Below are 26,412 nucleotides of genomic sequence, written 5' to 3' on the forward strand. Positions count from 1 at the left end.
ACGGCCACGGCGATCGGCGCCGGTCCTCGGATGCACAGTCCGTCGGAGAGACGCACCGGCACGGGCACGCCCGGCAGGCTCCGATGCCGGGCGCGGAACGCGTCGGCGCGCTCTCCTGCGCCGCTGAACCGCAGCGACGAGAGGCCCTCCCCGCGACCCACCGCGACCTCCGTCGTCTCGGCGAGGGCGACCGGCCGCGTCGGCGGATCCGCCAGGCACGCGACGACATCCGGTGTCGCCCGCAGCCGATGCCCGCGCTCCGCCTCCTCGTGCTCGGCCACGACCCGTTCGACCTGCGCCCAGGCCCTCGTCTCGTCGGCCCGTGCGACGCGGGCGGCGCGGCGCCGCTGCCGCGCGCCGTCCAGGAACGAGCCGAGGATCATGACCGGGCCGAGCGCCGCGAAGCACAGGGACACCGGCGAGCCCGTGACGGCGAACAGGACGACGCCCGAGACCACCGGCACGATCGCCGCGAGCAGAGGGAGCGAGCCGCGCGGTGGTGTCGCAGCGGCAGCCGGGAGGACGATCGTCTCGACGGGATCCATCCCGCCATCCCACCGCGAACCGCCCCGCCGCGGGGACCGCTCAGCGCAACCGGTGCACTACGGGACGGGGATCGGTGCGGTGGAGGACGATCCATCGTCGCTCTGGCTGCGCCTCGCGTCCACCACGATGATCGTGACGTTGTCGCGCCCGCCGTTCTCCAGCGCCGCGGACAGCATCGCGTCCACCGCGGCGTCGGGCGTCGGGTTCAGTCCGAGGAAGTGCTGGATCCCGTAGTCGGTGAGCTCTTTGGTGAGCCCGTCGGAGCAGATCACGAACCGGTCGCCGTCCTGCACACTGAACTCGCGGTAGTCGGGCGGAAGCGCCTCGCTGACGCCCACGGCGCGGGTGATCACGTTGCTGTACGGATGCCCTTCTGCCTCCTCGGGGCTGAGCCGGCCGGCGGTGATCAGCTCCTGGACGACGGAGTGGTCGGTCGTGACCTGATTGAGCACGCCGTCACGCAGCAGGTACACCCGGGAGTCGCCGATGTTCAGGGACATCCAGCGCGCGTCGTCGTCGACGAGTGTGAAGAACACGCCGGTCAGCGTCGTCCCCGTGCCCTCGTCCGTGGTGTCCGGGTGCGCCGTGATGTCCTGCACCGCGGCGACCAGAGCCGTCTCGATGGTCTGCGTGGTGATCTCGCCCGCGGCGACCGCCTCTTCGAGGCGGGCGATCGTGCGCTGACTCGCGATCTCACCGCCGGCATGGCCGCCCATGCCGTCCGCGACGACGAAGAGGGGGAACTCGGCGAGGAGCGAGTCCTGGTTGTTCTCCCTGCGCCGGCCGGTGTCGGTCGCGCCCGCCCAGGACAGGACGATCGTGTCGCCGGATGCCAGCGCGATCTCGCGCGCGTGTGCCGTGGAACCCTGGCTCATCGCGGTCCTCCCCATCCTCGGGCGATCGGAACGACCGCTGAAATCTCACACATCGTATTGGATCCCTGCGCCGACACGCGCCTCAGACCGCCGGATCCGCCGGGAGCGGAAAAAGCGCGTCGATCGCGGCGACGTCCTCCGCGGTCGGCGTCCATGCGGCACCGGCGCGCGCGTTGGCCTCGACCTGCTCGGCCGACGTGGCGCCGGCGATCACGGACGCCACACCGGGCTGCGCGAGCAGCCAGCCGAACGTCGCCTCGAGCATGCTGATGCCGCGCTCGTCGCAGAACCGGCGATAGGCGTCCAGCGCGTCCCAGGGGGCGTCCTCCCAGAGGTGCGCCCTGGTCCGCATGATCCGGCTCTGCGCGGGTCCGCCGTCGCGCGTGAACTTGCCCGTGAGCAGCCCGTTGTGCAGCGGGAAGAACGGGAAGAACCCGAGCCCGAAGCGGTTGACGGCGGGCAGCACTTCGCGCTCCGACGCACGCGACAGCAGCGAGTACTGGTTCTGCGAGGAGATGAAGCGCGCGCTGCGCTGGGCGCTCAGCGCGGCCTCGGCGATCTGCCAGCCGGTGAAGTTGGAATGGCCGAAGTAGCGGATCTTGCCTTCGCGGACGAGTTCGTCCAGGGCGTCGAGCGTCTCCTCGATCGGCGTGAGCGGATCCGGCCAGTGCAGCTGGTAGAGGTCGATCCAGTCCGTGCGCAGCCGGCGCAGGGACTCCTCGACGGCCTTGCGGACGTAGCGGCGCGAGCCGAACCCGGCCGGGAAGTCGTAGCCCATGTCCGCCGTCGGGTAGCCGAACTTCGTGGCCAGCACCACGCGGTCCCGACGGCCGTCGAGGGCCTCCCCCATCAGGGTCTCGCTGAGGCCGGGATCCTTGCCGTACATGTCGGCGGTGTCGAGGAACGTCACGCCGTGGTCGATCGCCGCGTCCAGGACCTGGACGGTGCCCTGCAGCGTCTCGGTCGCCGTGCCCGCGCGTCCGAAGTTGTTGCATCCGAGTCCCACGGCGGAGACCAGGAGCCCGGACGATCCGACACGACGTTCAGCGCTCATACTTCCAAACTACAGGCCGACCCGGGGTGCGGATGCCGGGCATGCAGGAAGCCCCGGTCGAAAGACCGGGGCTTCTTACGACGAGGTCCCGGTCCGAGGACCGGGACCTCGCTGCCTATCAGGCCGGGGGCTGCTCGCCGTTGTCCGGAGCGGCGTCCGGCGCGGCGGCCGGCGGGGCCTGGGGTGCGGGCGGAGCCGGCGGGGTGACCGGAGCCTCGGGAGCGGCCGCAGGCGGCGCCGCCGGGGGCTGGAACGTCGGCTGCGGGGCCTGGGGCGCTGCCGGCGGGAAGCCCTGCGCGGGCTGGCCGGGCTGGCCGGGCTGGCCGAACTGCGGCGCGGCGGGCGGGTCGTACCCCTGAGCGGGCGGGGCCTGGTAGCCCTGCGGGGCTCCGTAGCCTGCGGCCGGAGCCGCGGCGGACGGCTGCACCGGAATGCCCTGCCACACCGTGCGGTCGGCGAGGAAGCCGTTCGACGCCCACGAGGCGGGGACGATGTTCGGGTTCCAGCGCGACTTGTCGAAGGCGTTGATGCCGAGCCACACGATGCTCAGGAAGAAGTACAGCACGACCCACGCGCCGCTCTTCTGCAGCTTGAGCCCCACGCGCCAGGCGGCGAGGATCATGACCACCGCCATGGCGATGCCCACCAGCCAGCCGAGGATGGGCACCCATGTCAGCAGGAAGCCGAACGCGAGCCAGGGGCTCAGGTCGCCGAGCTTCAGGAAGATCATGATGTTGTAGAAGGGCACCCACGCGCGCCACTTGCCCTCGACGCCCGCCTTCTCGAAGATCTTCATGAGGAAGAGCGAGCCGAGCACGTAGAAGACGACGGCGAAGATCAGCCACGTCACCGCGACGATCAGATAGGCAGCCGCGACCGCGGCGCTGTCTCCGTAAGAGTCCATGTTTCCCTCCGGGGATCGGTTTGTGATGCAATCGCATCGGGGAGCACCAGCTGAGAAAAGCCTGAGTGCTTCGACGCGAAACACCCTACCGCGTCCGGGCGTCGCACTCACGAACTATTTGCGGGCAGTCGGCTGATCCGTGACCAGCTCCAATATCCCGGTTTCCACCGTCTCCCGGAGCCGGACACCCGCGCGACCGGCCCAGTTGAGCAGGGTGCGACGCGATCCGATCTTCGGGCGCTCCTGCGCGAGGCGCCGCACGAGCTCGCCCTTGGCGTGCTTGTTGAAGTGATTCAGCGCCTTGCCCTGCTCCGTCACGACGCGCACATAGGCCGAGGGGACCTCCGCAGGAACGGGTCCCAGATCCGCATAGGCCTCGGACCTCAGGTCCAGCACGAAGTCCGGCGCCGCCGCCGAGAAAGCGGCGGACACGGCATCGGCCCACAACCGGCGGAGGGCCGGCAGCCCCGGCACCGACGCCCCGGCGCCGAGCCGGTACGACGGGATCGGATCCAGCGCGCCGACCGGCCCGTAGGGTGCGCTGTGCACGAGCACGTGCGCGCCCAGCCAGCGCCGCGCGTAGCCGTCGAGCGTCGCCGCGCCCAGCGCGTCGTAGAGCACGCCCGTGTACCGGTCCACGGCGGGCATCACCGCGGCCGTCCTCAACCCGGCGTTGTCGTGCAGGGCCTCCGCGAGCTGCTTGTCGCTGAGCTTGAGCACCCGGCGGGTCGCCTCCGCATCCGCGGCCAGCGCGACGAGGGCGTCGAGCACCTGCTCGCGCTGCGACGTCAGGCCCGACAGCGCCCAGGAGGCAGGATCCGCAGGCACGCGCTTCCCGCCGGGACGCTTGGTCTCGCTCGGCGGCAGCAGGATCATCATGCGCAGGACTCCTCAGACGGGATGCAGACGCGCAAGCGCCGGACCCCCGAGGGGATCCGGCGCTTGCGTGAGTGGTTCGATCAGGCGACGAGCGCCGCGTTGCCCGCGACGATCGTCAGGGCGTTGCCCTCCATCGAGACGAAGCCGTCCCGCGCGCTGGCGAGCACCTTGGTGCCGTCCAGCTGGGTGATGCGGACCTGGCCCTCCGCGAGGATGGCCAGCACGGGCTCGTGCCCGGCCATGAAGCCCAGCTCGCCCTCGACGGTCTTCGCGACGACGAGGCTGGCCTCACCGGTCCAGACCTCCGCATCGGCGGAGACGAGGCTCACGTGCAGCGCCATGATCAGGCGTTCTCCTTCTGGATGCGCGCCCAGTTCTCCTCGACGTCCGAGATCCCGCCGACGTTGAAGAAGGCCTGCTCTGCGACGTGGTCGAAGTCACCGCGGCAGATCGCGTCGAACGACTCGATCGTGTCCTTGAGCGGAACCGTGGAGCCCTCGACACCGGTGAACTTCTTCGCCATGTAGGTGTTCTGGGACAGGAACTGCTGGATGCGGCGCGCACGGGCGACGACGATCTTGTCCTCTTCGGAGAGCTCGTCGACGCCGAGGATCGCGATGATCTCCTGCAGCTCCTTGTTCTTCTGGAGGATCTGCTTGACCGTGGTGGCCACGCGGTAGTGGTCCTCGCCCAGGTAGCGGGGGTCCATGATCCGCGAGGTCGAGGTCAGCGGGTCGATCGCCGGGTACAGACCCTTCGACGCGATCTCACGCGAGAGCTCGGTGGTCGCGTCGAGGTGCGCGAACGTCGTGGCGGGGGCCGGGTCGGTGTAGTCGTCGGCCGGCACGTAGATCGCCTGCAGCGAGGTGATCGAGTGACCGCGGGTCGAGGTGATGCGCTCCTGGAGCACACCCATCTCGTCCGCGAGGTTCGGCTGGTAACCCACGGCGGACGGCATGCGGCCGAGCAGCGTGGAGACCTCGGATCCGGCCTGCGTGAAGCGGAAGATGTTGTCGATGAAGAGCAGCACGTCCTGCTTCTGCACATCGCGGAAGTACTCCGCCATGGTCAGGGCCGACAGGGCGACGCGCAGACGCGTTCCCGGCGGCTCGTCCATCTGGCCGAAGACGAGGGCGGTCTTGTCGAAGACGCCCGCCTCCTCCATCTCGGCGATGAGGTCATTGCCCTCACGGGTGCGCTCGCCGACACCGGCGAACACCGACACACCACCGTGGTCCTGCGCGACGCGCTGGATCATCTCCTGGATGAGGACGGTCTTGCCGACGCCCGCGCCGCCGAACAGGCCGATCTTTCCACCCTGCACGTAGGGCGTGAGGAGGTCGATCGACTTGATGCCGGTCTCGAACATCGTGGTCTTCGACTCGAGCTGGTCGAAGTTCGGAGCCTTGCGGTGGATCGGCCAGCGCTCGGTGATCTCGATCTGCTCGCCGGGCTCGGCGTTCAGGACCTCGCCGATCACGTTGAAGACCTTGCCCTTGGTGACGTCGCCGACGGGGACCGAGATGGCCTCGCCGGTGTCGCGCACCTCCTGGCCGCGGACCATGCCGTCGGTGGGCTTGAGCGAGATGGCGCGGACGAGGTCGTCGCCGAGGTGCTGCGCGACCTCGAGCGTGATCTCCGTCGACTCCTCGCCGATGGTGATCGTCGTCTTGAGTGCGTTGTAGATGTCGGGGATCGAGTCGTGCGGGAACTCGATGTCGACGACCGGGCCGGTGACGCGAGCAACGCGGCCGACGACCGTCGTAGCGGTGGCAGTCATATTTCGTCTCTCTCCTGAGGGTCTTACTTGCTCGACGCCAGCGCGTCGGCGCCGCCGACGATCTCGGCGATCTGCTGCGTGATCTCCGCCTGGCGCGCGTTGTTGCGCAGGCGGGTGTAGTCGGTGATGAGCTTGTCGGCGTTGTCGCTGGCCGACTTCATCGCCTTCTGCGTCGCGGCCTGCTTGGCGGCGGACGACTGCAGGAGGGCGTTGAAGACGCGGCTCTGGATGTACACCGGCAGGATCGCGTCCAGCACGGTCGCCGCATCCGGCTCGAACTCGTACAGCGGGTAGACGGCGCTCGAGGTGTCGGCCTCGTCGGCCTCCGCGATCTCCAGCGGAAGCAGGCGCACCGTCTCGGGCGACTGCGTCATCATGCTGACGAAGCGGTTGTACACGAGGTGGATCTCGTCGACGCCGCCCTGCTCGCCACCGCGCTCGAACGCCTCCAGCAGCGCGGCGGAGATGGCCTCCGCCGTGTGGAAGGACGGCGTGTCGGTGTCACCGGTCCACTCCGCGGCGGCCTCGAGGCGCCGGAACTGGAAGTAGCCGACGGCCTTGCGGCCGACGAGGTAGAACACCGGCTCGCGTCCCTCCGAGCGCAGGAGCTCTGCGAGCTCCATGGCTTCGCGCAGGATCTGCGAGTTGAACGCGCCGGCCAGTCCCCGGTCGCTCGAGAAGACCACGACGGCGGACCGGCGGATCGTCTCGGGCTCACGGGTGAGCGGGTGGTCGACGTTGGAGTGCGTCGCGACGGCGGACACGGCCCTCGTCACGGCCCGCGCGAAGGGCGAGGACGCGTTGACGCGCGCCATCGCCTTCTGGATGCGCGAAGCCGCGATGAGTTCCATCGCCTTCGTGATCTTCTTGGTCGTCTGAGCAGAAGAGATCTTCTGCTTGTAGACCCTGAGTTGTGCGCCCATAGCTCTGAGATTCCCCCGCGATTACGCGCGGCGGCCCTTGACGATCTTCTCCTGGTTCACGTCGTCGACGTCCGCGGCGCTGTGCTCCTCGTGACCGGGAGCGCTGATGCCGTGGCCCTTGCCGCCCTGGAACTCGAGGAGGAAGGCGTCGGTGGCCTTCTCCAGCTCCGCGACCGTGTCGTCATCGAGGACGTTCGTCTCGCGGAGGGTGTCGAGCACCGTGGTGTTGCGACGCACGTGATCCAGCAGCTCGCGCTCGAACCGCAGCACGTCCTCGACCTCGATCGAGTCGAGCTTGCCCTTGGTTCCGGCCCAGATCGAGACGACCTGCTCCTCGACGGGGTACGGCGAGTACTGCGGCTGCTTGAGCAGCTCGGTCAGACGAGCGCCACGAGCCAGCTGACGGCGCGAGGCCTGGTCGAGGTCGGACGCGAACATCGCGAACGCCTCGAGCGAGCGGTACTGCGCGAGCTCGAGCTTCAGCGTTCCGGAGACCTTCTTGATCGACTTGACCTGGGCGTCACCGCCGACGCGGGACACCGAGATGCCGACGTCGACAGCCGGGCGCTGGTTCGCGTTGAACAGGTCGGACTGCAGGAAGATCTGGCCGTCCGTGATCGAGATCACGTTGGTCGGGATGTACGCCGAGACGTCGTTCGCCTTGGTCTCGATGATGGGCAGGCCCGTCATCGAACCGGCGCCGAGCTCGTCGGACAGCTTCGCGCAACGCTCCAGCAGACGGGAGTGCAGGTAGAAGACGTCACCCGGGTAGGCCTCGCGGCCCGGCGGGCGGCGCAGCAGCAGCGACACGGCGCGGTAGGCCTCCGCCTGCTTCGACAGGTCGTCGAAGATGATCAGGACGTGCTTGCCGCCGTACATCCAGTGCTGGCCGATGGCCGAACCGGTGTAGGGGGCGAGGTACTTGAAGCCCGCCGGGTCGGACGCCGGGGCGGCGACGATGGTCGTGTACTCCAGGGCGCCGGCCTCTTCCAGCGCGCCCTTGACGGAGGCGATGGTCGAGCCCTTCTGGCCGATCGCGACGTAGATGCAGCGGACCTGCTTGTTGACGTCGCCGGACTCCCAGTTGGCCTTCTGGTTGATGATCGTGTCGATCGCGATCGCGGTCTTGCCGGTCTGGCGGTCGCCGATGATCAGCTGGCGCTGGCCGCGGCCGACCGGGATCATCGCGTCGATGGCCTTGATGCCGGTCTGCATCGGCTCGTGCACGCTCTTGCGCTGCATGACGCCGGGCGCCTGCAGCTCCAGGGCGCGGACGCCCTCCGAGGCGATCTCGCCGAGACCGTCGATCGGGTTGCCGAGCGGGTCGACCACGCGGCCGAGGTAGCCGTCGCCGACCGGGACCGAGAGCACCTCACCCGTGCGGGTGACCTCCTGGCCGGCCTCGACACCGGCGAAGTCGCCGAGGACGACGACACCGATCTCGTGCTCGTCCAGGTTCAGCGCGAGACCCTTGGTGCCGTCGGCGAAGGTCACGAGCTCGTTCGCCATGACGCCGGGCAGGCCCTCGACGTGCGCGATGCCATCCGCTGCGTCGATGACGGTGCCGACCTCGGTCGCCACGCCGCCCGTGGGCTCGTACGCGGCGACGAAGTCCTTCAGCGCGTCACGGATGACGTCGGGGCTGATCGAAAGTTCTGCCATTGTCTTCCCTTTGTGTATGGGTGCGCGGCTTCCCGCGCGAAGTCGTGTTTCAGCCCGCGAGCTTGTGCCGGAGATCGGCGAGGCGGGCGGAGATGCTGCCGTCGATGACGTCGTCCGCGACCTGCACGCGCAGGCCTCCGACGACGGAGGAGTCGAGCACCTCGTTCAGCGCGATCTGGCGGCCGTAGCGACCGGCCAGCACCGCGCGGAGGCGGTCGCGCTGCGGCGCGCTCAGCGGAGCGGCGGTGTGCACGGTCGCGACGATCCGGTCGCGCTGCGTGGACACGATGCGCATCGCCCTGCTCAGCAGCCGGCGCACGCGGCGGCCGCGCTGCTGGCGCACCAGCGACGTGAGGATCAGCGACGTGGCGGGGTGCAGGCTCGCACCGACCAGCTTCTGCACGAGCGCGGCCTTGCCCTCGCCTCCGCCCAGGCGGCTGCCCAGGGCGAGTTCGAGGTCGGCGTTGTCGGCCACCAGGCGCGACACCGAGAACAGCTCGCCCTCGATGTCGGCGTCGGGTGCCGCGATCGCCGCGGCGCGCACGGCCAGCTCCTCCACGCCGTCGACCAGGTCGGAGGCAGAGGACCAGCGCTGCGAGACCGCGACGGTCAGCACCTGCTGCGCGGGCGCCGAGGCGCTCGCGAAGACGCGCGACACGAGTGCCGCGCGGGCCTCGACCGGAGCGGACGGATCGGCGAGCGCGCCGCTCAGCGCGGAGGACTCACCGATCAGGCGCGTGGCGGAGAACAGGTCTCCGGCGACGTCGAGGGTGATCCCCTGCGCGGCGGTCAGAGCGCTGCTCGACGCCTCGAGGGCCTGAGCGGTCGCGCTGCCCATTACTTCGCCGCCTCGGAAGCCTCGAGGTCCGCCAGGAAGCGGTCCACGACGGCCGTCGCGCGTGCATCGTCGGAGAGGGTCTCGCCGACCACGCCGCCGGCGAGGTCGAGGGCGAGGCCGCCGACCTCGTTGCGCAGCGAGACGAATGCGGTCTGGCGCTCCGCCTCGATCTGCGCGTGAGCGGCCGCGGTCGTCCGCGCGGCTTCAGCCGCAGCGGTCTCCTTGGCCTCGGCGACGATCTTCTTGCCGTCCTCGCGGGCGGTCTCGCGGATCGCGCCGGCCTCGGTGCGGGCCTCGGCGAGCTGGCGGGTGTACTCCTCCAGCGCGGCCTCGGCCTGCTTCTGAGCCTCGTCCGCCTTCGCGATGTTGCCCTCGATGGCGGCGGACCGCTCGTCGAGCATCTTCGTGAAGCGGGGAAGTGCGATCTTCCACACGACGAAGAGGATCACCAGGAAGAAGAGGCCGGACCAGACGAGGTCGTACACCTCCGGGAGGATCGGGTTCTTCGGCGCCTCACCCTCGGCCGCGAGGTGCGTGACAAGAGCGTTCAGCATCCTGTCTCCTTCGGGATTCGGGTACGGATTACGGGAAGGGGATGAAGCCGACGGCGATGCCGATGAACGCAAGCGCCTCGGTGAAGGCGATGCCGATCCACATCAGAACCTGCAGGCGACCGGCCAGCTCGGGCTGACGGGCGACACCCTCGATCGTCTTGCCGACGACGATGCCCACGCCGATGGCCGGGCCGATGGCGGCGAGGCCGTAGCCGATTGCCGCGAGGTTGCCGTTGACTGCTGCGAGAACCGTAGTAGCGTCCACGGGTTTTTCCTTTCGTTGTGGGCGGCAGGTTCGCCGCCCGCAGGGGTTGTTGTCAGTGCTCTTCTGCGACCGCGAGCTGGATGTAGACCGCGGTGAGGACGGTGAAGACGTAGGCCTGGAGGACGGCGACCAGGATCTCGAGGGCGGTGAAGGCACCGCCGAAGGCGAGGGTTCCGATACCGAGCGCGGCCCAGCCGCCGCCCGCCGTGAAGAAGAAGAACCAGGTCGCCGAGAAGCACAGCACGAGCAGCATGTGGCCGACGACCATGTTCATCAGGAGTCGCAGCATCAGGGTGACCGGGCGGATGATGAACGTCGAGATGAGCTCGATCGGCGTGACGATGAAGTACACCGGCCACGGCACGCCCGACGGGAACAGCGCGTTCTTGAAGAAGTTCTTCGGACTCTTCTTGAGACCCGCGTAGATGAAGGTCACGTAGCTGACGACTGCGAGCGTGAGCGGCACGGCCGCGACGCTGGATCCGGCGATGTTCAGGAACGGGATGATGCCCGTGATGTTGAAGAACAGCGTCATGAAGAAGATCGTCGTGAGGATCGGCAGGAACCGGTCGCCGTCCTTGCGGCCGAGCAGGTCGTGCGCGATGCCGCCGCGGACGAAGTCGAGTCCCATCTCGACGACGCTCTGGAAGCGGCCGGGGACGATCTTCATCCGGCGGGTGCCGAGCACGAGGATCAGGACGATCGCGAGGGTCGAGATGGCCTGCACCAGCGTGATGCGGTGCACGGTCAGACCGAAGATGTTGAACAGTTCGCCGGGGAAGAACTCGTCGATCGACGGACCGTGGAACCCGCCGTTGTCGGCCAGTCGAGGGATCATGGTCGCAGCAAGATTAAACAGCGCGGGCTCCAACTTCGGGGCACCGGGGGCTACCGGGGCGTCGGTCGATGTGCTTCACAGCGCAGCGCTCGCGTAACGAGCGGGCTCGGGTTCCAGCCTATCAGACCCGTGAGTTGCCTGAATCCGCCTCCGGAGCCTGCTGGGAGCCGGTTCCGGAGCCCGGGGCGACGTCCTCGGGGGCGACCGTCGGCAGGGACGCGTCGCTCACCACGGGGAGGCGCATCTTCAGGAACACGACGGCGTCGATCGCGAGCGAGACCACCACCCCGGCCAGCAGGGCCCAGAAGAAGATGACCGGCTCCAGCCAGGGCTGGCCCCGCAGCACGAGGATGAGCACGAAGAACAGCCCGAGTTTGAGGAACCAGCCGCCCATCACGATCGCGAAGAAGAGCTGCACGTACAGCTCCTGGCCGAACCACCGGTTCGCGATGAGGATGCTGGCGGCGGTGATCGCGCCGAAGAGCACCGCGATGAGCGCGCCGACGAGGCCGCTCCACACCCCGGGGGCGCCCTTGAGCACTCCCCCGATGATCCCGGCGACGATCCCGAGCACGACGGCCGCGGCGCCGGACGCGATGAGCGCCGTGCGCAGGATCGGCGTGCTGGTGACGGAGTTCGGTCCGGAGGAGGGCTGGTGGCTCGCGGAGCTCATTTCGATTCCTTCTGGGTGGCGCGCGGGCGCGACGGGATGAGAGTGACGACGAGGCACGCCGCGGCCCCGACGACGCCGAAGACCACACCGGCCGCGTACTCGCCGTACCATCCCTCCCGCGAGCCGATGTACATCAGCAGCACGGCGAAGGAGATGATCGCGGTCCAGGCGTAGAAGATGAGGACGGCGTCGCGTCCGCGGTGCCCGAGGTCCAGCATGCGGTGGTGCAGGTGCTTGCGGTCGGGCGAGAACGGCGACTTGCCCGCGCCCATGCGGCGCAGCACGGCGAGGCCGAAGTCGAGCAGCGGCAGCAGCACGACCACGACCGGCAGCAGGATCGGGATGAACGCGCCGAGCAGCTGGGAGCGGCCGATCTGCGCGTTCGGCAGCACGGCGGGGTTCAGCTGGCCGGTGATGGCCACGGCGCTCGTCGCCATGAGCAGACCGATCACGAGGGCGCCGGAGTCGCCCATGAACAGCTTCGCGGGGCTCCAGTTCATCGGCAGGAAGCCGATGCATGCGCCGATCAGCACGGCCGCGATGAACGGCGCGAGGCTGAAGTAGCTGGACTGGCCGATGTCGTGGGCGATGATGTACGAGTAGGCGAAGAACACGCCGTTCGCGATGAGGCACACGCCGGCGACGAGCCCGTCGAGGCCGTCGATGAAGTTCACGGCGTTCATGACGATGACGATCGCGAACATCGTGATCACGATGCTCAGCCAGCTGGATCCGATCACGGGCTCGGCGAGCGGCAGCGAGGCGATCTGCAGACCGCCCACGATCGTGACCAGCCCGGCCGCCAGGAACTGCGCACCGAGCTTGATCATCCAGTCCAGATCCCACAGATCGTCGATCACGCCGACGATCGCGATGAGCAGGACCGCGCCGAGCACCGACCACATCGTCAGCGGCTTCGCCCAGATGATGTGGAAGAACGGACTCGCCGCGCTGGCGGCGAAGGCGGCGAGGATGCCGAGCAGCATCGCCACTCCCCCGAGCCGCGGCGTCGGCGTGGTGTGCACATCGCGCTCGCGGATCCCCGGATACAGCTTGAACCGCAGGCTGAGCTGCCACACCGCCCACGAGCAGGCCAGGGTCACGGCTGCCGTGAGGATCACGGTGAACAGGTACTGCTTCACGTCGTCGTTCTCCTCCGCCCGGGATCAGGGCTGCTCGTCGAGCAGGTCCCCGAGCACGCGGGCGAGCTCTTCGCGGGAGATCGCGCCCTCGCGGAGCACCCGTACCTTGGCGTCGTCGCCCCCGGGGCGGACCAGCGAGGTGGCGTCGATGATCGTCGAGGCGATGCCGCGCGCCGAGGGGCCGGCGTCCAGGTAGACCTCGACGCTGTCGCCGAGCATGCCCTTGGCCTGGTCGAGCTCGACCGCGGCGGGCTCGCCGGTGAGGTTCGCGCTGGACACGGCGAGCGGCCCCGTCTCCTCGAGCAGTGCGAGCGCGACGCGATGGTCGGGCATGCGCACCGCGACCGTGCCGTGGGTCTCGCCGAGATCCCAGACCAGGGACGGCTGCGAGGGCAGCACGATCGTGAGGCCGCCGGGCCAGAACTCGTCGACCAGGCGCTGCACGGGCTCCGGCACGGTCTCCACGAGGGCGGCGAGGGTGGCGGTGCTGCCGACCAGGACGGGGGGCGGCTGCTGGCGGCCTCGCCCCTTGGCGTCGAGCAGGCGCTGCACGGCGGCGGGGCTGAAGGCGTCGGCGCCCACGCCGTAGACGGTGTCGGTGGGGAGCACGACCAGCTCTCCGCGGCCGATGGCCAGACGGGCCTGGCGCATACCGGTGAGGATCTGATCCGCGTCGCGGCTATCGAAGACTGAGGACATGACCGGCCCAGTCTACGGGGCGCGACCCGGTGCGCCCTGAGCGGGCTCGCGAATCACCGCATGCCCGTCGTCGACGGGCGCCCCGCCCCGGCGCATCAGGCTAGGGGCGGAGTGCCGTCGTGGCGCGGTCCCGGTGGGTGAGGTCCCTGTGCGTCGCGGCGGCGTGCCAGCCGTCCTGTGCCAGGAGCTCCCTGATCGCGGCGCCCTGCACCTCCGCATGCTCGAGCACGAGGGTGCCGCCGGGGTGCAGCAGCGCCCACGCGCGCCGGCTGATCGCGCGCACGACGTCGAGCCCGTCCGGCCCGCCGTAGAGCGCGAGCGCCGGATCGTGCAGACGCACCTCCGGATCGCGCGGGATGGCGTCGTCCGGCACGTACGGCGGATTGGAGATGACGACGTCCACGGTGCCGTCGAGCTCCGTGAGCGCGGCCGAGAGGTCGCCGAGGACGAGAGAGAGGTTCTCCTGCCCCGCGGTGTTCCGCAGCGCCCAGGCGTGCGCCTCGGGCGAGAGCTCGACGGCGTGTACCCGCGCGTGCGGCACCTCGGTCGCGAGCGCGAGCGCGATCGCCCCGGACCCCGTGCAAAGATCGACGCCGATCGGGGCGGGCGAGGCGGCGGCGAGGAGCGCGTCGATCGCGAACTGCGCGACGATCTCGGTCTCGGGCCGCGGCACGAACACGCCGGGGCCCACCGCCAGCTCGAGGTGGCGGAAGGGGGCGGTGCCGGTGAGATGCTGCAGCGGCTCCCTGGCGGCCCTGCGGGCGACGAGCCCGGCCAGCGCCGTCTCGTCCTCGTCGGTCAGCACGTCGCCGCGGATCGTCGCGGCCTGCACGCCGCCGCGGCCGAGTCCCAGGACGTGCCCGACGAGCAGCTCGGCGTCGACGGAGGGATCCGGGACGCCGGCGTCGCCGAGGGCGGCAGCGGCATGGCGGAGGGCATCGGCAAGAGGCGCGGACATAGACCCCCAGCGTAATGCGGGCGTCACATTCACCGGCCGCACATGCCGTCGCCCTAGGCTGTGCTCGATCGGGTCCTCCTCCGAAGCGGGACGGGGCCGTGGCATCAGCGAAGAAGTGCGCCCATCGAAAGGTCAGTCATGGCAGGCATCCACTCCGACATCACCAGCACGTTCGGCAACACCCCGCTCGTCAAGCTGAACCACGTCACCGAGGGCCTCGACGCCACGGTGCTGGTCAAGCTCGAGTCCTTCAACCCGGCATCGAGCGTCAAGGACCGCATCGGCATCGCCATCGTCGACGCCGCAGAGGCCTCCGGCGAGCTCAAGCCCGGCGGCACGATCGTCGAGGCGACCAGCGGCAACACCGGCATCGCCCTGGCCATGGTCGGTGCGGCGCGCGGCTACCGCGTGATCCTGACGATGCCCGCGTCGATGTCGAAGGAGCGCCGCGTGCTGCTGAAGGCGTTCGGCGCGGAGCTCGTGCTGACCGACCCCACGCTGGGCATGAAGGGCGCGATCGAGAAGCTGCAGGAGATCATCGCGGAGACGCCGGGCGCCGTCTGGGCCCGCCAGTTCGAGAACGCCGCGAACCCGCAGATCCACCGCGAGACCACGGCGCAGGAGATCCTGCGCGACACCGACGGGAACGTCGACGTCTTCATCGCCGGCGTCGGCACCGGCGGCACGATCACCGGCACCGGTCAGGCGCTCAAGGCGGCCAACCCCGAGGTGATCGTGATCGCTGTCGAGCCGACCGACTCGCCGCTGCTCAGCGAGGGCCACCCCGGCCCCGCGAAGATCCAGGGCATCGGCCCCAACTTCGTCCCCGCGATCCTGGATCGCGACGTCATCGACGAGATCATCACCGCGGGCTTCGAGGAGTCCCTCTCCACCGCCCGCGACCTGGCCGCCAAGGAGGGCCTGCTGGTCGGCATCTCCGCCGGGGCCGCCGTCGCCCAGGCGCTGAAGGTGGCCGCGCGCCCCGAGAGCGCAGGCAAGACCATCGTCGTGATCGCTCCGGACACCGGCGAGCGCTACCTGTCCACGGCCCTGTTCGAGGACCTGCGCGAGGACTGATGCCCCACTCCGGCATGGCGTGGGCCGGGCGGATGCGCGAGGACATCGCCTCCGCCCGGCTCCGCGACCCCGCCGCACGCGGCGGACTCGAGATCGCACTGCTCTACCCCGGCCTGCACGCCATCTGGGCGCACCGGCTGAACCACGCCCTCTGGACGCGCGGCTGGCGCTTCCCGGCCCGCATGGGGTCACAGGTCGCGCGCTGGCTCACCGGTGTCGAGATCCACCCCGGCGCCACGATCGGGCGCCGCTTCTTCATCGATCACGGCATGGGCGTCGTGATCGGGGAGACCGCGGAGGTCGGCGACGACGTGATGCTGTACCACGGCGTGACGCTCGGCGGCCGCACCCGCGATGCGGGCAAGCGCCACCCCACCCTCGAGGACGGCGTCGTGGTCGGCGCCGGTGCGAAGATCCTCGGCCCCGTGGTCATCGGAGCGCGCTCCGCGATCGGCGCGAACGCCGTGGTGACGAAGGACGCGCCCGCGGATTCGGTGCTCACCGGTGTCCCCGCGAGGGCAAGGCCCCGTGTGGAGGGCGAGAACACGGCGAGGATCCTGTCGGTCCCCGACTACTCGATCTGAGCGGCGATCAGCGCTTCTTGGCCGCGGCCTTGAGCGCGGCCGCCTCGCGCACCTCGCGCTTGATCAGCAGCAGCGGCAGCACGACCGTGCACACCGCGGTGATGATCCAGACGATGACCGGTCCGAGGATCCAGCCGAGCGCATCGGTGATCCGCAGGCCCCCGATGGGCAGCAGCACGACGATGAGCAGCGCCACGAAGGTGGAGATGATGCCGATCCCGCCGAGCAGGGCCGGCGCGTAGCGGTTGGCCATCGAGGTGATCCACGGGGCGAGCAGGCTCTGCAGCACCGTGAAGATGAGGACGCACAACACGAAGCCCCACCACTTGCTCCACTCGATCGTGAAGCCCGTCAGCAGAAGATCCGCCACGATGAGGCCGATCGCCGACGAGGCCAGGAAGATCAGGGTGCGCGTGAAGAAGAGGCCCATAGCCGGAGCATAGCGCGGGACGGGTGCGCGCCGGGCTCGCGCCGCGTACTGTCGGGGGCATGCGCTGGGTGCTCCACGTGGACCTCGACCAGTTCATCGCGGCCGTCGAGGTGCTGCGCCGTCCCGAACTCGCCGGGCTGCCCGTCATCGTGGGCGGGCGCGGCGATCCCACCGCGCGCGCCGTGGTGTCGACCGCGTCCTACGAGGCCCGTGCGTTCGGCGTCGGATCCGGGATGCCGTTGCGGATCGCCGCCCGCAAGGTGCCGGATGCGGTGATCCTTCCCGTGGACGCGCCCGCGTATCTGGCCGCCTCCGCCGAGGTCATGTCGGTCCTGCGGGAGCAGCCGGGCGCGGTGGTGCAGGTGCTCGGCTGGGACGAGGCGTTCGTGGGCGTCGAGACGGACGAGCCGGAGGTCTACGCCCGCCGCCTGCAGCAGGCCGTCCTGGATCGCACCCGGCTGCACTGCAGCGTGGGGATCGGCGACACGCTCGTGCGCGCGAAGATCGCCACCGGCTTCGGCAAGCCGCAGGGCGTGTTCCGGCTCACCGCCGAGAACTGGGACGAGGTGATGGGCGAGCGCGCGGCGATAGAGCTGTGGGGCGTGGGCGCGAAGGTCTCGAAACGCCTGCTCGCGCTCGGCGTCCGCACGGTCGCCGAGCTCGCCGCGGCGCCGGAGGAGGCGCTGCCGAGCGAGTTCGGCCCGCGGATGGGCCTCTGGTACCGGGAGCTCGGCCGCGGCGGCGGATCCGCGGTCGTGGACGACACGCCCTGGGTCCCCCGCGGGCACAGCCGCGAGACCACCTACCAGACCGACCTCTCCGACCGCGCGGAGATCGAGCAGGCAGCGCTGACGCTGCTCGAGCAGGTCCTGGACGACGTCGCGGAGGACGGTCGTCCCGTCATCGGCCTCGGGCTCAAGGTGCGCTACGCGCCGTTCACGACGAAGACGTTCACGAAGCGGATCGCGGAGACCGCGGACCGCGGCGTCGTCCTCGAGAAGGCGAAGGAGCTCATCGCCCGGATCGCTCCCGACCGGGCGGTGCGCCTGCTGGGGATGCGCGCGGAGATGGCGCTGCCGCAGGACGCGAGGGACGGTCGCACGCCCACCCGCGGCGCCTGGTGACACGCGGTCCGCGACCGCGCGCCGCGGTCAGCCCTCGGTGCCGAGGGCGGCGAGCTGGGCTTCCTCGTCCGCGTGGATCGCGGACTCGATGATCGGCTCGAGCGCCCCGTCCATGACCTGGTCGAGGTTGTAGGCCTTGAAGCCGGTGCGGTGATCCGCGATCCGGTTCTCGGGGAAGTTGTAGGTGCGGATCCGCTCTGAGCGGTCCATGCCGCGGATCTGCGAGCGGCGCGCGTCGGAGGCCGCGGCGTCGGGCTCCTCCTGCTGCCTCGCGAGCAGCCGGGCGCGCAGCACGCGCATGGCCGCCTCGCGGTTCTGCAGCTGAGACTTCTCGTTCTGCATCGAGACGACGATCCCCGTCGGCACGTGCGTGATACGCACGGCGGAGTCGGTCGTGTTCACCGACTGCCCTCCGGGACCGGAGGAGCGGAACACGTCGATCTTGAGGTCGTTCTGGTTGATCGCGATCTCGTCGGGCTCATCGACCTCGGGGAACACCAGCACGCCCGTGGTGGACGTGTGGATGCGTCCCTGCGACTCCGTCGCCGGGACGCGCTGCACCCGGTGCACGCCGCCCTCGTACTTGAGGTGCGCCCACACTCCTTGGGAGGGGTCGGTCGAGGATCCCTTGATCGCGACCTGCACGTCCTTGTAGCCGCCGAGATCCGACTCGGTGCGCTCCAGGAGCTCGGTCTTCCACCCCTTCGAGGCGGCGTACTGCACGTACATGCGCAGCAGATCGGCGGCGAAGAGGGCGGATTCGGCTCCGCCCTCCCCCGCCTTGATCTCCATGATCACGTCGCGCGCGTCGTCCGGATCCCGAGGGATCAGCAGGCGCCGGAGCTTCTCCTGCGCGGCCTGGAGGCCCTCCTCCATGGCCGGGATCTCCGCCGCGATGGACTCGTCCTCGCGGGCAAACTCCCGCGCGGTCTCGAGGTCCTCGCCCGCGGCGATCCAGTCGTCATGCGCCTTCACGATGCGGCTGAGCTCGGCGTAGCGGCGGTTGACCCGCTTCGCCCGTGCGGCGTCGGCGTGCACCTCGGGGTCGGAGAGCTCCCTCTCCACCCTGCGGTGCTCGTCGCGCAGCGACTCGACCTGCTCGAACATGACGACCGGATCCCTGGTTCAGACGGCGCGGATCAGCGGATGCTGTTCTCGGACGCGTGGCTGTGGCCGGTGCCGGAGGCCGGCTTGCCCAGCTGCGCGTTCTGCATCTGCAGCAGGAACTCGACGTTCGAGTCGGTCTCCTTGAGCTTGCCGAGGACGACCTCGAGGGCCTGCTGCGGGTCGAGCCCGGCGAGGGCGCGGCGCAGCTTCCAGGTGATCTTGACCTCGTCGGGGCTCAGCAGCATCTCCTCGCGGCGGGTCGAGGACGCGTTGACGTCCACGGCCGGGAAGATCCGCTTGTCGGCCAGCGCGCGGCTGAGGCGCAGCTCGCTGTTGCCGGTGCCCTTGAACTCCTCGAAGATGACCTCGTCCATCTTGGATCCGGTCTCCACCAGCGCGGTCGCGAGGATCGTGAGCGATCCGCCGTTCTCGATGTTGCGCGCGGCGCCGAAGAAGCGCTTCGGCGGGTAGAGCGCCGAAGCGTCCACGCCACCGGTGAGCACGCGGCCGGAGGCGGGAGCGGCGATGTTGTACGCGCGGCCGAGGCGGGTGATCGAGTCGAGCAGCACGACCACGTCGCGGCCCAGCTCGACGAGGCGCTTGGCGCGCTCGATCGCGAGCTCGGCGACCGTGGTGTGGTCCTCCGCGGGGCGGTCGAAGGTCGAGGCGATGACCTCGCCCTTGACCGTGCGCTGCATGTCGGTGACCTCTTCGGGGCGCTCGTCGACGAGCACGACCATGAGGTGCACCTCGGGGTTGTTCTGCGCGATCGCGTTGGCGATCTGCTGCAGCACGATCGTCTTGCCGGCCTTCGGGGGCGCGACGATGAGTCCGCGCTGGCCCTTGCCGATCGGGGCGACGAGGTCGATGATGCGCTGCGTGAGCTTCTCCGGCGCGGTCTCCAGGCGCAGGCGCTCCTGCGGGTAGAGCGGGGTCAGCGCGGAGAACTCGACGCGGTTCGCGGCGTCGTCCGTGCTCAGGCCGTTGATCGAGTCGACCTTGACCAGCGCGTTGTACTTCTGACGCCCCTGCTGCTCGCCCTCGCGGGGCTGCTTGATCGCGCCGACGACGGCGTCGCCCTTGCGCAGGTTGTACTTCTTGACCTGGCCGAGCGAGACGTACACGTCGCTGGGGCCGGACAGGTAGCCGGTGGTGCGCACGAAGGCGTAGTTGTCGAGCACGTCGAGGATGCCGGCGATCGGGATGAGGACGTCGTCCTCGCCGATCTCGGTCTCGAACTCGTCGATGTTCTGGTTCGTGCCGCCACGGCGCTTGTTGCGCTGGCGGCTGCGGGCGCTGCCGCCGTCCTCATCGATGTCCTGGGCGCCGCCACGGCCGCCCTGGTTGCCCTGGTTGCCGTTCTGCTGACCGTTCTGGCCACCGCTGCTCTGGCCGTCCTGCCCGCCGTTGCGGTTGCGGCTGCGCGAGCGGGAACGGCTGCGGCTGCGCCCGCTCGTCTCCTCGCCGCTCTCGGCGGAGTTGTCCGCCGGCTGCGCGTCGGCGGACGCCGACTCGACGGGCGCCTCCTTCACTGCGGGCTCCGACGCGACCTCGGCCGGAGCGTCCGCCGCGGCCTCGGCCGGAGCGTCGTCGGTCTTCTTCGCACGGCTGCGGCGCGGAGCCTTCGCCTTCGGCGCGGCCTCGGCCGGAGCCTCGGCGGCGGGCGCCTCCGCGGCGGGAGCGGCCTCGGCGGCAGCCGTGTCGGCCGGAGCGTCCTCGGCCTTCTTCGCCCGGCTGCGGCGCGGAGCCTTCGCCTTCGGCGCGGCCTCGGCCGGAGCGTCGGCGGCAGGTGCGGCCTCGGCGGCTGCGGGCGCGGACTCCGCGGCCTCGGCGGCCTTCGCTGCAGCCGTCGCCGTGGTGGCACGGCGCGGGGCGCGCTTGCGCGGCGCCTTGGGTGCGTCCTGGGCGGACGCCTGATCGGCCGGAGCCGAGGTGTCGATCTGGGTCTCGGAGATAGTCTCCACGAGTACTCCTCTTGTAAGTCGTGGGTATTTCGACGCGCACACGGCAGATGCCGGGGCGCGACCGCACGATCATGCCGAGAACAGGCTGTCCCCTGCATGCCACCCGGGGAACACGCACGTATAGAGCTCGGTGACCGGCTCATCCTGCGGTTTCGGGTGCTGTGCGGCTGACGCGGGAAGTGCGTCGCGGGTCGGGATCACGATTGTGACGAAGAACCCTCCGCTCGTTCCCTCACTGTACCACCTCGCACATCGACGGCGACCATCTGCGGGATCCACGGAGTGTCCGTGACCGCGTCGGCGATCCGCACCGCCTCGAGGCGGCTCCCCGGCCCGTCGCACAGCACCAGCACGCTGGGTCCGGCGCCGGAGACGACCGCCGCGAAACCCTCCGCGCGCAGGGCGCGCACGAGCCGGTTCGTCTCGGGCATCGCGGGGGCGCGGTAGTCCTGGTGCAGCCGGTCGTCCGTCGCGTCCAACAGCACATCGGGGCTCTGGGTGAGCGCGGCGATGAGCAGGGCGGAGCGGGAGACGTTGAACACCGCGTCCTCGCTCGGCACCTGCTCCGGCTGCAGGCTGCGCGCCGCCTTGGTCGACATCGTGTAGCCGGGCACGAGCACGAGCGGCGACACGCCGCGGTGCACGAGCAGCTTCTTGTGCTGCGGGCCGCGCGCGGCCGTCCACGCGATCGTCAGACCGCCGAACAGGGCGGGCGCCACGTTGTCCGGATGCCCCTCGAGCTCCGTCGCGAGGCGCAGCAGCGCGGCGTCGTCGAGTTCGACGATCCCCGCTAGCAGCCCCTGCGCCGCCAGGACGCCCGCGGCCACCGCGGCGCCGGAGGAGCCGAGGCCCCGCCCGTGCGGCACACCGTTGCGCGCGATCAGCCGGATCCCCGGCATCGCCACGCCCACGTCGGCGAAGACGTGCGCGATCGAGCGGACGACGAGGTTGGACGCGTCGCGGGCGATCTCGTCCGCGCCGGATCCGGAGACCTCGACCTCGAGCAGGCCCGGCTCGAGGGCCGTGACCTCGAGCTCGTCGTACATGCTGAGCGCGAGGCCCAGGGTGTCGAACCCGGGACCGAGGTTGGCGCTCGTGGCGGGGACGCGCACCTCTACGGTGCGCCCCGGCATCGGACCGGTGGTCGCGCTCACGTCACTCCCCCTCGACGCGCAGCACCGAGAGCACGCGCGTGACCGCGTCGCTGTCGGCGAGACGGGCGACGGTCTCACTGAGCGCCTCCTCCGTGGCGCGGTGGGTGCCGATCACGAGGCGGGCCGTGCTGCTCTCCTCACCCCGCTCGATCGTCTGCAGCGCGGTCGCGATGGAGACGCCGTGGTCGCTGAGGATCCCGGCCACCGTCGCGAGCACGCCGGTGACGTCGGCGACCTCGATCGTGATCTGGTAGCGCGTGGTGATGTGGCCGAACGGCGCCATCGGCAGGCTCTGCCTGGCGGACTCCCCGACGCCCACGCCGCCGGCGATGTGCCGGCGCGCGGCGGAGACGACGTCGCCGAGCACGGCCGAGGCGGTCTGCACCCCGCCCGCGCCCGCGCCGTAGAACATGAGCGGGCCCGCGGCCTCCGCCTCCACGAACACGGCGTTGTTGCCGCCGTGCACGCTCGCCATCGGATGCTCCCGGTCGATCAGCGCGGGATAGACGCGCACCGAGACGGCGTCCCCGCCGTCCTCGGGCAGGCGCTCGCACACGGCGAGCAGCTTGATGACGTAGCCGGCGCGGCGGGCGTCGGCGATCATGTCGGCCGTGACCGACTCGATGCCCTGGCGGTGCACGTCGTCGATCGAGACCTGTGTGTGGAACGCGAGGCTGGCCAGGATCGCGGCCTTTTGCGCCGCGTCGTACCCCTCGAGGTCGAGCGAGGGATCCGCCTCGAGATAGCCGAGCTCGGTGGCGATCCGCTGCGCCTCCTCGGCGCTCAGGCCCTGGCGGTCCATGGAGTCGAGGATGTAGTTCGTGCTGCCGTTGACGATGCCGAAGATGCGCTTGATGCGGTCGCCGGCGAGCGAGTCGCGCAGCGGGCGGATGATCGGGATCGCCGCGGCGACCGCGGCCTCGTACGACACGGAGGCGCCGACCTGATCCGCGGCCTCGAAGATCTCCGCGCCGTGCGTGGCGAGCAGGGCCTTGTTGCCGGTGACGACGTCCGCTCCGCTGCGCAGCGCCTGGAGCACGTAGCCGCGCGCCGGCTCGATCCCGCCCATGAGCTCGATCACGATGTCCGCGCTCTGGATCAGCGCCTCGGCGTCGGTCGTGAGCAGCTCGCGCGGAAGCTCCGCATCGCGCGGCGCGTCGACGTCGCGGACCAGGATCCCCGCGAGCTCGAGCCGTGCGCCGCTGCGCTCGGCGAGGTCGCCCTGGTGCTCGAGGAGCAGGCGCGCGACCTGGGATCCCACGGATCCCGCCCCGAGCAGGGCGACGCGGAGGGTGCGGCGGAGGCCGTCGAGTTCCGTCATGCTTCTCCTTCTCCGGCGCGAGCGCCGGTGGATGCCTTCGTCCGGCGAGCGGCGATGCCGGCGTCGCGGGAGAGGAGGTCGTCGAGGGAATCCCCCCGGACGATCACCCGCGCCTGGCCGTCGCGCACGGCGACGACCGCGGGGCGCGGGGTGTGGTTGTAGTTGCTGGACAGCGCGTGACAGTATGCGCCGGTCGCCGGCACCGCGAGCAGGTCGCCCGGGGTGACGTCGGAGGGGAGGTACTCGTGATCGACGACGATGTCCCCCGATTCGCAGTGCGAGCCCACGACGCGCGCGAGCACCGGTGCGCCCGTGCCCTCGCGGGAGGCGATCCGCGCGGAGTACTGAGCGCCGTACAGGGCGGGCCGAGCATTGTCGCTCATGCCCCCGTCGACGCTCACGTAGAGCCGCTCCCCGCGCTCGCCGAGCGACACCTCCTTGGTGGTGCCGACCTCGTACAGGGTGACGCCGGCCTGACCGATGACCGCGCGGCCCGGCTCGAACGCGAGCGTGGGGATCGGGATCCCGCGCACCTCGCACTCGCGGGCGACGGCCTCGACGATCGCGGTCGCGAGCTCCTCGATGGGGGTCGGGTCGTCGGCCGCGGTGTACGCGATGCCGAAGCCGCCGCCGAGGTTGAGCAGGGGCAGCTCCCCGCCCTCGCGCAGCTCGGCGTGCAGATCGACCACGCGCGACGCGGACTCGGCGAAACCGGCGGATCCGAAGATCTGGGATCCGATGTGGCAGTGCAGTCCGCGCAGCTTCAGGCTCGGGATCTCGCGGATCCTCTCGACGAGTGCGGGCGCCGCCTCGAGCGAGGTGCCGAACTTCTGATCCTCGTGCGCGGTGGCGAGGAAGTCGTGGGTCTCGGCGTGCACGCCGCTGTTCACGCGGAGCAGCACGCCCTGGACGTATCCGTCCGAGCCCGTGCCGCTGCGGCGCTCGGCGATCGCGCCGAGGCGCTCGATCTCGATCGCGGAGTCGAGGATGATCGTGCCGACGCCGACCTCGACCGCGCGCTCGAGCTCGGAGACGCTCTTGTTGTTGCCGTGGAAGCCGATCCGGGACGGCTTGACGCCGGCGGCGAGCGCGATCTCCAGCTCACCGCGGCTGCAGACGTCGACGCGCAGGCCCTCCTGGGTCACCCAGCGCGCGATCTCGGTGCTGAGGAACGCCTTGCCCGCGTAGTAGACGCGCGCCTTGGTGCCGTGGGCGGCCGCCGCGACGTCGAATGCGCTCTTGATGCGGGCCGCATGGGCGCGCACCTCGGCCTCGTCGAGCACGTAGAGGGGTGTTCCGAAACGGGCACGCAGCTCGGCGACTCCGACGCCGCCGAGCTCGAGCTCTCCGTCGGCGTCGCGCCGCGCGGAGGCCGGCCACACCCCCGGGGCGAGATCGTTCGGATCGGCCGGTTCCTTCAGCCATTCCGGGGCGAGCGCGTCGTCGGGCGATGCGGATAGCACAGGGCACCAATCGTCGTGGGTGTCTCGGGTGTTCGAGCCCGGCCCAGAGCGTGCCGAGTTCTGAGAATTCTAAAGCACGGCGCCGGCCCGCCCCGACGGGTGTGACGCCGAGGGACGGCGGGCCGGGCCGGAGAAGCGCCGCATGCCGGGCGGCTCGGGCGGGCCGGCGCCGATCCCGCCGAATGCACCGGATCCCGCCGAATGCACCGGATCCTGTCGAGTGCACCGGATCCTCGCGCCAGGATCCCGTGCACTCGGGCGCAAGCCGTGCGCTCGGCAGCAGACGGTCCGCCCGGCGACATGCCGTGCACTCGCGACCGCACCGGATCCCGCCGAGTGCACCGGATCCTCGCGCCAGCATCCCGTGCACTCGCGCGCAAGCCGTGCACTCGGCAGCAGACGGCCCGCCCGGCGACCCGTGCACTCGCCGACGCTCCTCGCCGACGCCCCACGGAGACACCCCAGAGCTCCGGCTCCCCCACGTCCGGGTCGTCCCCGTCAGCGCACCCCATGGCCTCCCCTCACGGGGACGACTCGGAAGTGGATCGCTACGCTCGGGGCATGGGCACTCCCACCGCATCCGAGGGCGCGCAGGCGCAGAAGCCGTGGCTCCCGCGCACGATCAACGCCGTGCTCGCGCGCGTGCTGCGCTGGCGCGTCGCGCGCGTCTGGCTGCTGTACTCCGAGAAGCACGGCCCCGCGCTGGCCGACGGGATCACCTACCGCGCACTGTTCAGCCTCTTCGCCGCCGTACTGCTGGGCTTCTCCGCCGCGGGGCTGTGGCTGGCCGGCAACCCCGAGGCTCTCGCCGCGCTCGTGCGGGTGGTCGACGCCGCCGTGCCGGGGCTCGTCGGGTCCGGGGGCCTCATCGACCCGCAGAAGATCACCGCCCCCGCCGGGCTGTCGATCGCGGGGATCGTCTCGCTCGCCGGCCTCGTCGGCGCAGCGCTGGGCGCGATCGGATCGCTGCGCATCGCCCTGCGCACGCTCGCGGGCGCTCTCGCCGACGACGTCCAGTGGTACTGGGTGATCGGCCGCAACCTCGCGCTGGCTGCCGGCATCGGGCTCGGGTTCGCGCTCAGCGCGGCCGCCACGGTGGTCGGCTCGGTGGGGCTCGACCAGATCGCCGACCTGCTGGGCCTCCGCCACTCCTCGGCGACCGCGTGGACCGAGCGGATCCTGTCGCTCCTCATCGTGTTCGCGCTCGACACCGCGCTCATCGCCGCACTGTTCTCGGTGCTCTCGGGCGTGCGCACCCGAGCCCGCACGCTCTGGGCGGGAGCCGCCCTCGGCGGGCTCGGTCTGCTGGTGCTGCAGCAGCTGTCCACCCTGTTCGTCGGCGGCGCCTCGTCGAACCCGCTGCTCGCCTCCTTCGCGGCGCTCATCGCTCTGCTGCTGTGGCTCAACCTGTCCGCGCAGGTCGTGCTGCTCGCGAGCGCCTGGATCATCACCGGCGTCGAGGACGGCGAGGATCGCGACACCGGCGCGCCGCGCACGTTCGCCGAGCGGCGCCTTCAGCGCGCCGAGCGACTGCTCGCCGCGACCACGGCGGAGCGCGACGCGGCACGGGACCAGGTGGCGACCGAGCGCCGCGGATC

The 26,412-nt window shown here is 70.6% G+C and carries 26 protein-coding genes and 1 pseudogene; 4 read left to right on the plus strand and 23 right to left on the minus strand.

Annotated features, from left to right (window positions below; all coding sequences use genetic code 11):
- The 17 genes and pseudogenes from B7X32_RS04385 to prmC form a co-directional block, all read right to left on the minus strand.
- A pseudogene (locus B7X32_RS04385) lies at nt 1–545 on the minus strand (cell division protein FtsK); the annotation flags it as partial.
- 57 nt (nt 546–602) lie between these two features.
- A complete protein-coding gene (locus B7X32_RS04390; RefSeq protein WP_292716610.1) occupies nt 603–1,421 on the minus strand; it encodes a protein phosphatase 2C domain-containing protein in 819 nt (272 codons plus the stop codon).
- 82 nt (nt 1,422–1,503) lie between these two features.
- On the minus strand, nt 1,504–2,475 hold the full coding sequence (locus B7X32_RS04395) for an aldo/keto reductase (protein WP_292716613.1): 972 nt from the start codon (nt 2,473–2,475) through the stop codon (nt 1,504–1,506).
- A 118-nt stretch (nt 2,476–2,593) separates the two neighbouring features.
- Nucleotides 2,594–3,379 carry a DUF5684 domain-containing protein gene (locus tag B7X32_RS04400; RefSeq protein WP_292716616.1) on the minus strand — a complete coding sequence of 262 codons (786 nt, stop codon included), beginning with the start codon at nt 3,377–3,379 and terminating at the stop codon, nt 2,594–2,596.
- 114 nt (nt 3,380–3,493) lie between these two features.
- The gene (gene yaaA / locus B7X32_RS04405) at nt 3,494–4,258 is read right to left on the minus strand and encodes a peroxide stress protein YaaA (protein WP_292716619.1); all 765 of its coding nucleotides are present in this window, start codon (nt 4,256–4,258) and stop codon (nt 3,494–3,496) included.
- Nucleotides 4,259–4,338: 80 nt separating this feature from the next.
- The gene (locus tag B7X32_RS04410) at nt 4,339–4,599 is read right to left on the minus strand and encodes a F0F1 ATP synthase subunit epsilon (RefSeq protein ID WP_292716622.1); all 261 of its coding nucleotides are present in this window, start codon (nt 4,597–4,599) and stop codon (nt 4,339–4,341) included.
- A 2-nt stretch (nt 4,600–4,601) separates the two neighbouring features.
- On the minus strand, nt 4,602–6,038 hold the full coding sequence (gene atpD, locus B7X32_RS04415; RefSeq protein ID WP_292716625.1) for a F0F1 ATP synthase subunit beta: 1,437 nt from the start codon (nt 6,036–6,038) through the stop codon (nt 4,602–4,604).
- Nucleotides 6,039–6,061: 23 nt separating this feature from the next.
- A complete protein-coding gene (locus B7X32_RS04420; protein ID WP_292716627.1) occupies nt 6,062–6,961 on the minus strand; it encodes a F0F1 ATP synthase subunit gamma in 900 nt (299 codons plus the stop codon).
- A 21-nt stretch (nt 6,962–6,982) separates the two neighbouring features.
- Nucleotides 6,983–8,623, minus strand: coding sequence for a F0F1 ATP synthase subunit alpha (gene atpA / locus B7X32_RS04425; protein ID WP_292716630.1), 1,641 nt, complete (start codon nt 8,621–8,623; stop codon nt 6,983–6,985).
- Nucleotides 8,624–8,672: 49 nt separating this feature from the next.
- Nucleotides 8,673–9,461: a F0F1 ATP synthase subunit delta gene (locus tag B7X32_RS04430; RefSeq protein WP_292716633.1), complete on the minus strand. Its 789-nt coding sequence runs from the start codon at nt 9,459–9,461 to the stop codon at nt 8,673–8,675.
- Entirely contained in the window at nt 9,461–10,015 is a 555-nt protein-coding gene (locus B7X32_RS04435) for a F0F1 ATP synthase subunit B (protein ID WP_292716636.1), read from the minus strand. Before B7X32_RS04435 ends, B7X32_RS04430 begins: the two co-directional genes overlap by 1 nt.
- Nucleotides 10,016–10,043: 28 nt before the next feature.
- Nucleotides 10,044–10,280 carry a F0F1 ATP synthase subunit C gene (atpE, locus tag B7X32_RS04440; protein WP_292716640.1) on the minus strand — a complete coding sequence of 79 codons (237 nt, stop codon included), beginning with the start codon at nt 10,278–10,280 and terminating at the stop codon, nt 10,044–10,046.
- 52 nt (nt 10,281–10,332) lie between these two features.
- A complete protein-coding gene (gene atpB / locus B7X32_RS04445) occupies nt 10,333–11,118 on the minus strand; it encodes a F0F1 ATP synthase subunit A (protein WP_292716643.1) in 786 nt (261 codons plus the stop codon).
- A gap of 121 nt (nt 11,119–11,239) precedes the next feature.
- A complete protein-coding gene (locus tag B7X32_RS04450; protein ID WP_292716645.1) occupies nt 11,240–11,791 on the minus strand; it encodes a hypothetical protein in 552 nt (183 codons plus the stop codon).
- Nucleotides 11,788–12,933, minus strand: coding sequence for an MraY family glycosyltransferase (locus tag B7X32_RS04455; protein WP_292716648.1), 1,146 nt, complete (start codon nt 12,931–12,933; stop codon nt 11,788–11,790). The genes B7X32_RS04450 and B7X32_RS04455 overlap by 4 nt, the downstream gene beginning before the upstream one ends.
- 24 nt (nt 12,934–12,957) lie before the next feature.
- Nucleotides 12,958–13,632, minus strand: coding sequence for an L-threonylcarbamoyladenylate synthase (locus tag B7X32_RS04460; protein ID WP_292716651.1), 675 nt, complete (start codon nt 13,630–13,632; stop codon nt 12,958–12,960).
- A 100-nt stretch (nt 13,633–13,732) separates the two neighbouring features.
- Complete coding sequence (gene prmC, locus B7X32_RS04465) at nt 13,733–14,590, minus strand: peptide chain release factor N(5)-glutamine methyltransferase (protein WP_292716654.1); 858 nt, start codon at nt 14,588–14,590, stop codon at nt 13,733–13,735.
- 138 nt (nt 14,591–14,728) lie between these two features.
- On the opposite strand from prmC, the gene cysK reads away from it, so the two are divergent.
- Nucleotides 14,729–15,667 carry a cysteine synthase A gene (gene cysK / locus B7X32_RS04470; RefSeq protein ID WP_292716657.1) on the plus strand — a complete coding sequence of 313 codons (939 nt, stop codon included), beginning with the start codon at nt 14,729–14,731 and terminating at the stop codon, nt 15,665–15,667.
- The gene (gene epsC / locus B7X32_RS04475; protein WP_292716660.1) at nt 15,667–16,251 is read left to right on the plus strand and encodes a serine O-acetyltransferase EpsC; all 585 of its coding nucleotides are present in this window, start codon (nt 15,667–15,669) and stop codon (nt 16,249–16,251) included. Before cysK ends, epsC begins: the two co-directional genes overlap by 1 nt.
- Before the next feature lie 7 nt (nt 16,252–16,258).
- Here epsC and B7X32_RS04480 read toward each other — a convergent pair whose 3' ends face one another.
- Nucleotides 16,259–16,681, minus strand: coding sequence for a hypothetical protein (locus B7X32_RS04480; RefSeq protein WP_292716663.1), 423 nt, complete (start codon nt 16,679–16,681; stop codon nt 16,259–16,261).
- 59 nt (nt 16,682–16,740) lie between these two features.
- Here B7X32_RS04480 and B7X32_RS04485 point away from each other — a divergent pair, with 59 nt between their 5' ends.
- Nucleotides 16,741–17,805, plus strand: a complete 1,065-nt coding sequence (locus B7X32_RS04485; RefSeq protein WP_292716666.1) for a DNA polymerase IV — start codon at nt 16,741–16,743, stop codon at nt 17,803–17,805.
- 27 nt (nt 17,806–17,832) lie between these two features.
- Here B7X32_RS04485 and prfA read toward each other — a convergent pair whose 3' ends face one another.
- The 5 genes from prfA to lysA all read right to left on the minus strand — a co-directional run bounded on the left by prfA (nt 17,833) and on the right by lysA (nt 24,814).
- Entirely contained in the window at nt 17,833–18,912 is a 1,080-nt protein-coding gene (prfA, locus tag B7X32_RS04490; RefSeq protein ID WP_292716668.1) for a peptide chain release factor 1, read from the minus strand.
- A 32-nt stretch (nt 18,913–18,944) separates the two neighbouring features.
- Entirely contained in the window at nt 18,945–20,876 is a 1,932-nt protein-coding gene (rho, locus tag B7X32_RS04495; protein WP_292716671.1) for a transcription termination factor Rho, read from the minus strand.
- A 197-nt stretch (nt 20,877–21,073) separates the two neighbouring features.
- Nucleotides 21,074–22,009 carry a homoserine kinase gene (gene thrB, locus B7X32_RS04500; protein WP_292716682.1) on the minus strand — a complete coding sequence of 312 codons (936 nt, stop codon included), beginning with the start codon at nt 22,007–22,009 and terminating at the stop codon, nt 21,074–21,076.
- 22 nt (nt 22,010–22,031) lie between these two features.
- The gene (locus B7X32_RS04505) at nt 22,032–23,351 is read right to left on the minus strand and encodes a homoserine dehydrogenase (protein WP_292716674.1); all 1,320 of its coding nucleotides are present in this window, start codon (nt 23,349–23,351) and stop codon (nt 22,032–22,034) included.
- Nucleotides 23,348–24,814, minus strand: a complete 1,467-nt coding sequence (gene lysA / locus B7X32_RS04510) for a diaminopimelate decarboxylase (RefSeq protein ID WP_292716677.1) — start codon at nt 24,812–24,814, stop codon at nt 23,348–23,350. The genes B7X32_RS04505 and lysA overlap by 4 nt, the downstream gene beginning before the upstream one ends.
- Nucleotides 24,815–25,375: 561 nt before the next feature.
- Here lysA and B7X32_RS04515 point away from each other — a divergent pair.
- Nucleotides 25,376–26,412: YhjD/YihY/BrkB family envelope integrity protein (locus B7X32_RS04515; protein ID WP_292716680.1), on the plus strand; the 1,037-nt coding region annotated here is incomplete at its 3' end.

Origin of the sequence: Microbacterium sp. 13-71-7, assembly GCF_002257455.1 — a bacterium.
Taxonomy (GTDB): domain Bacteria; phylum Actinomycetota; class Actinomycetes; order Actinomycetales; family Microbacteriaceae; genus Microbacterium.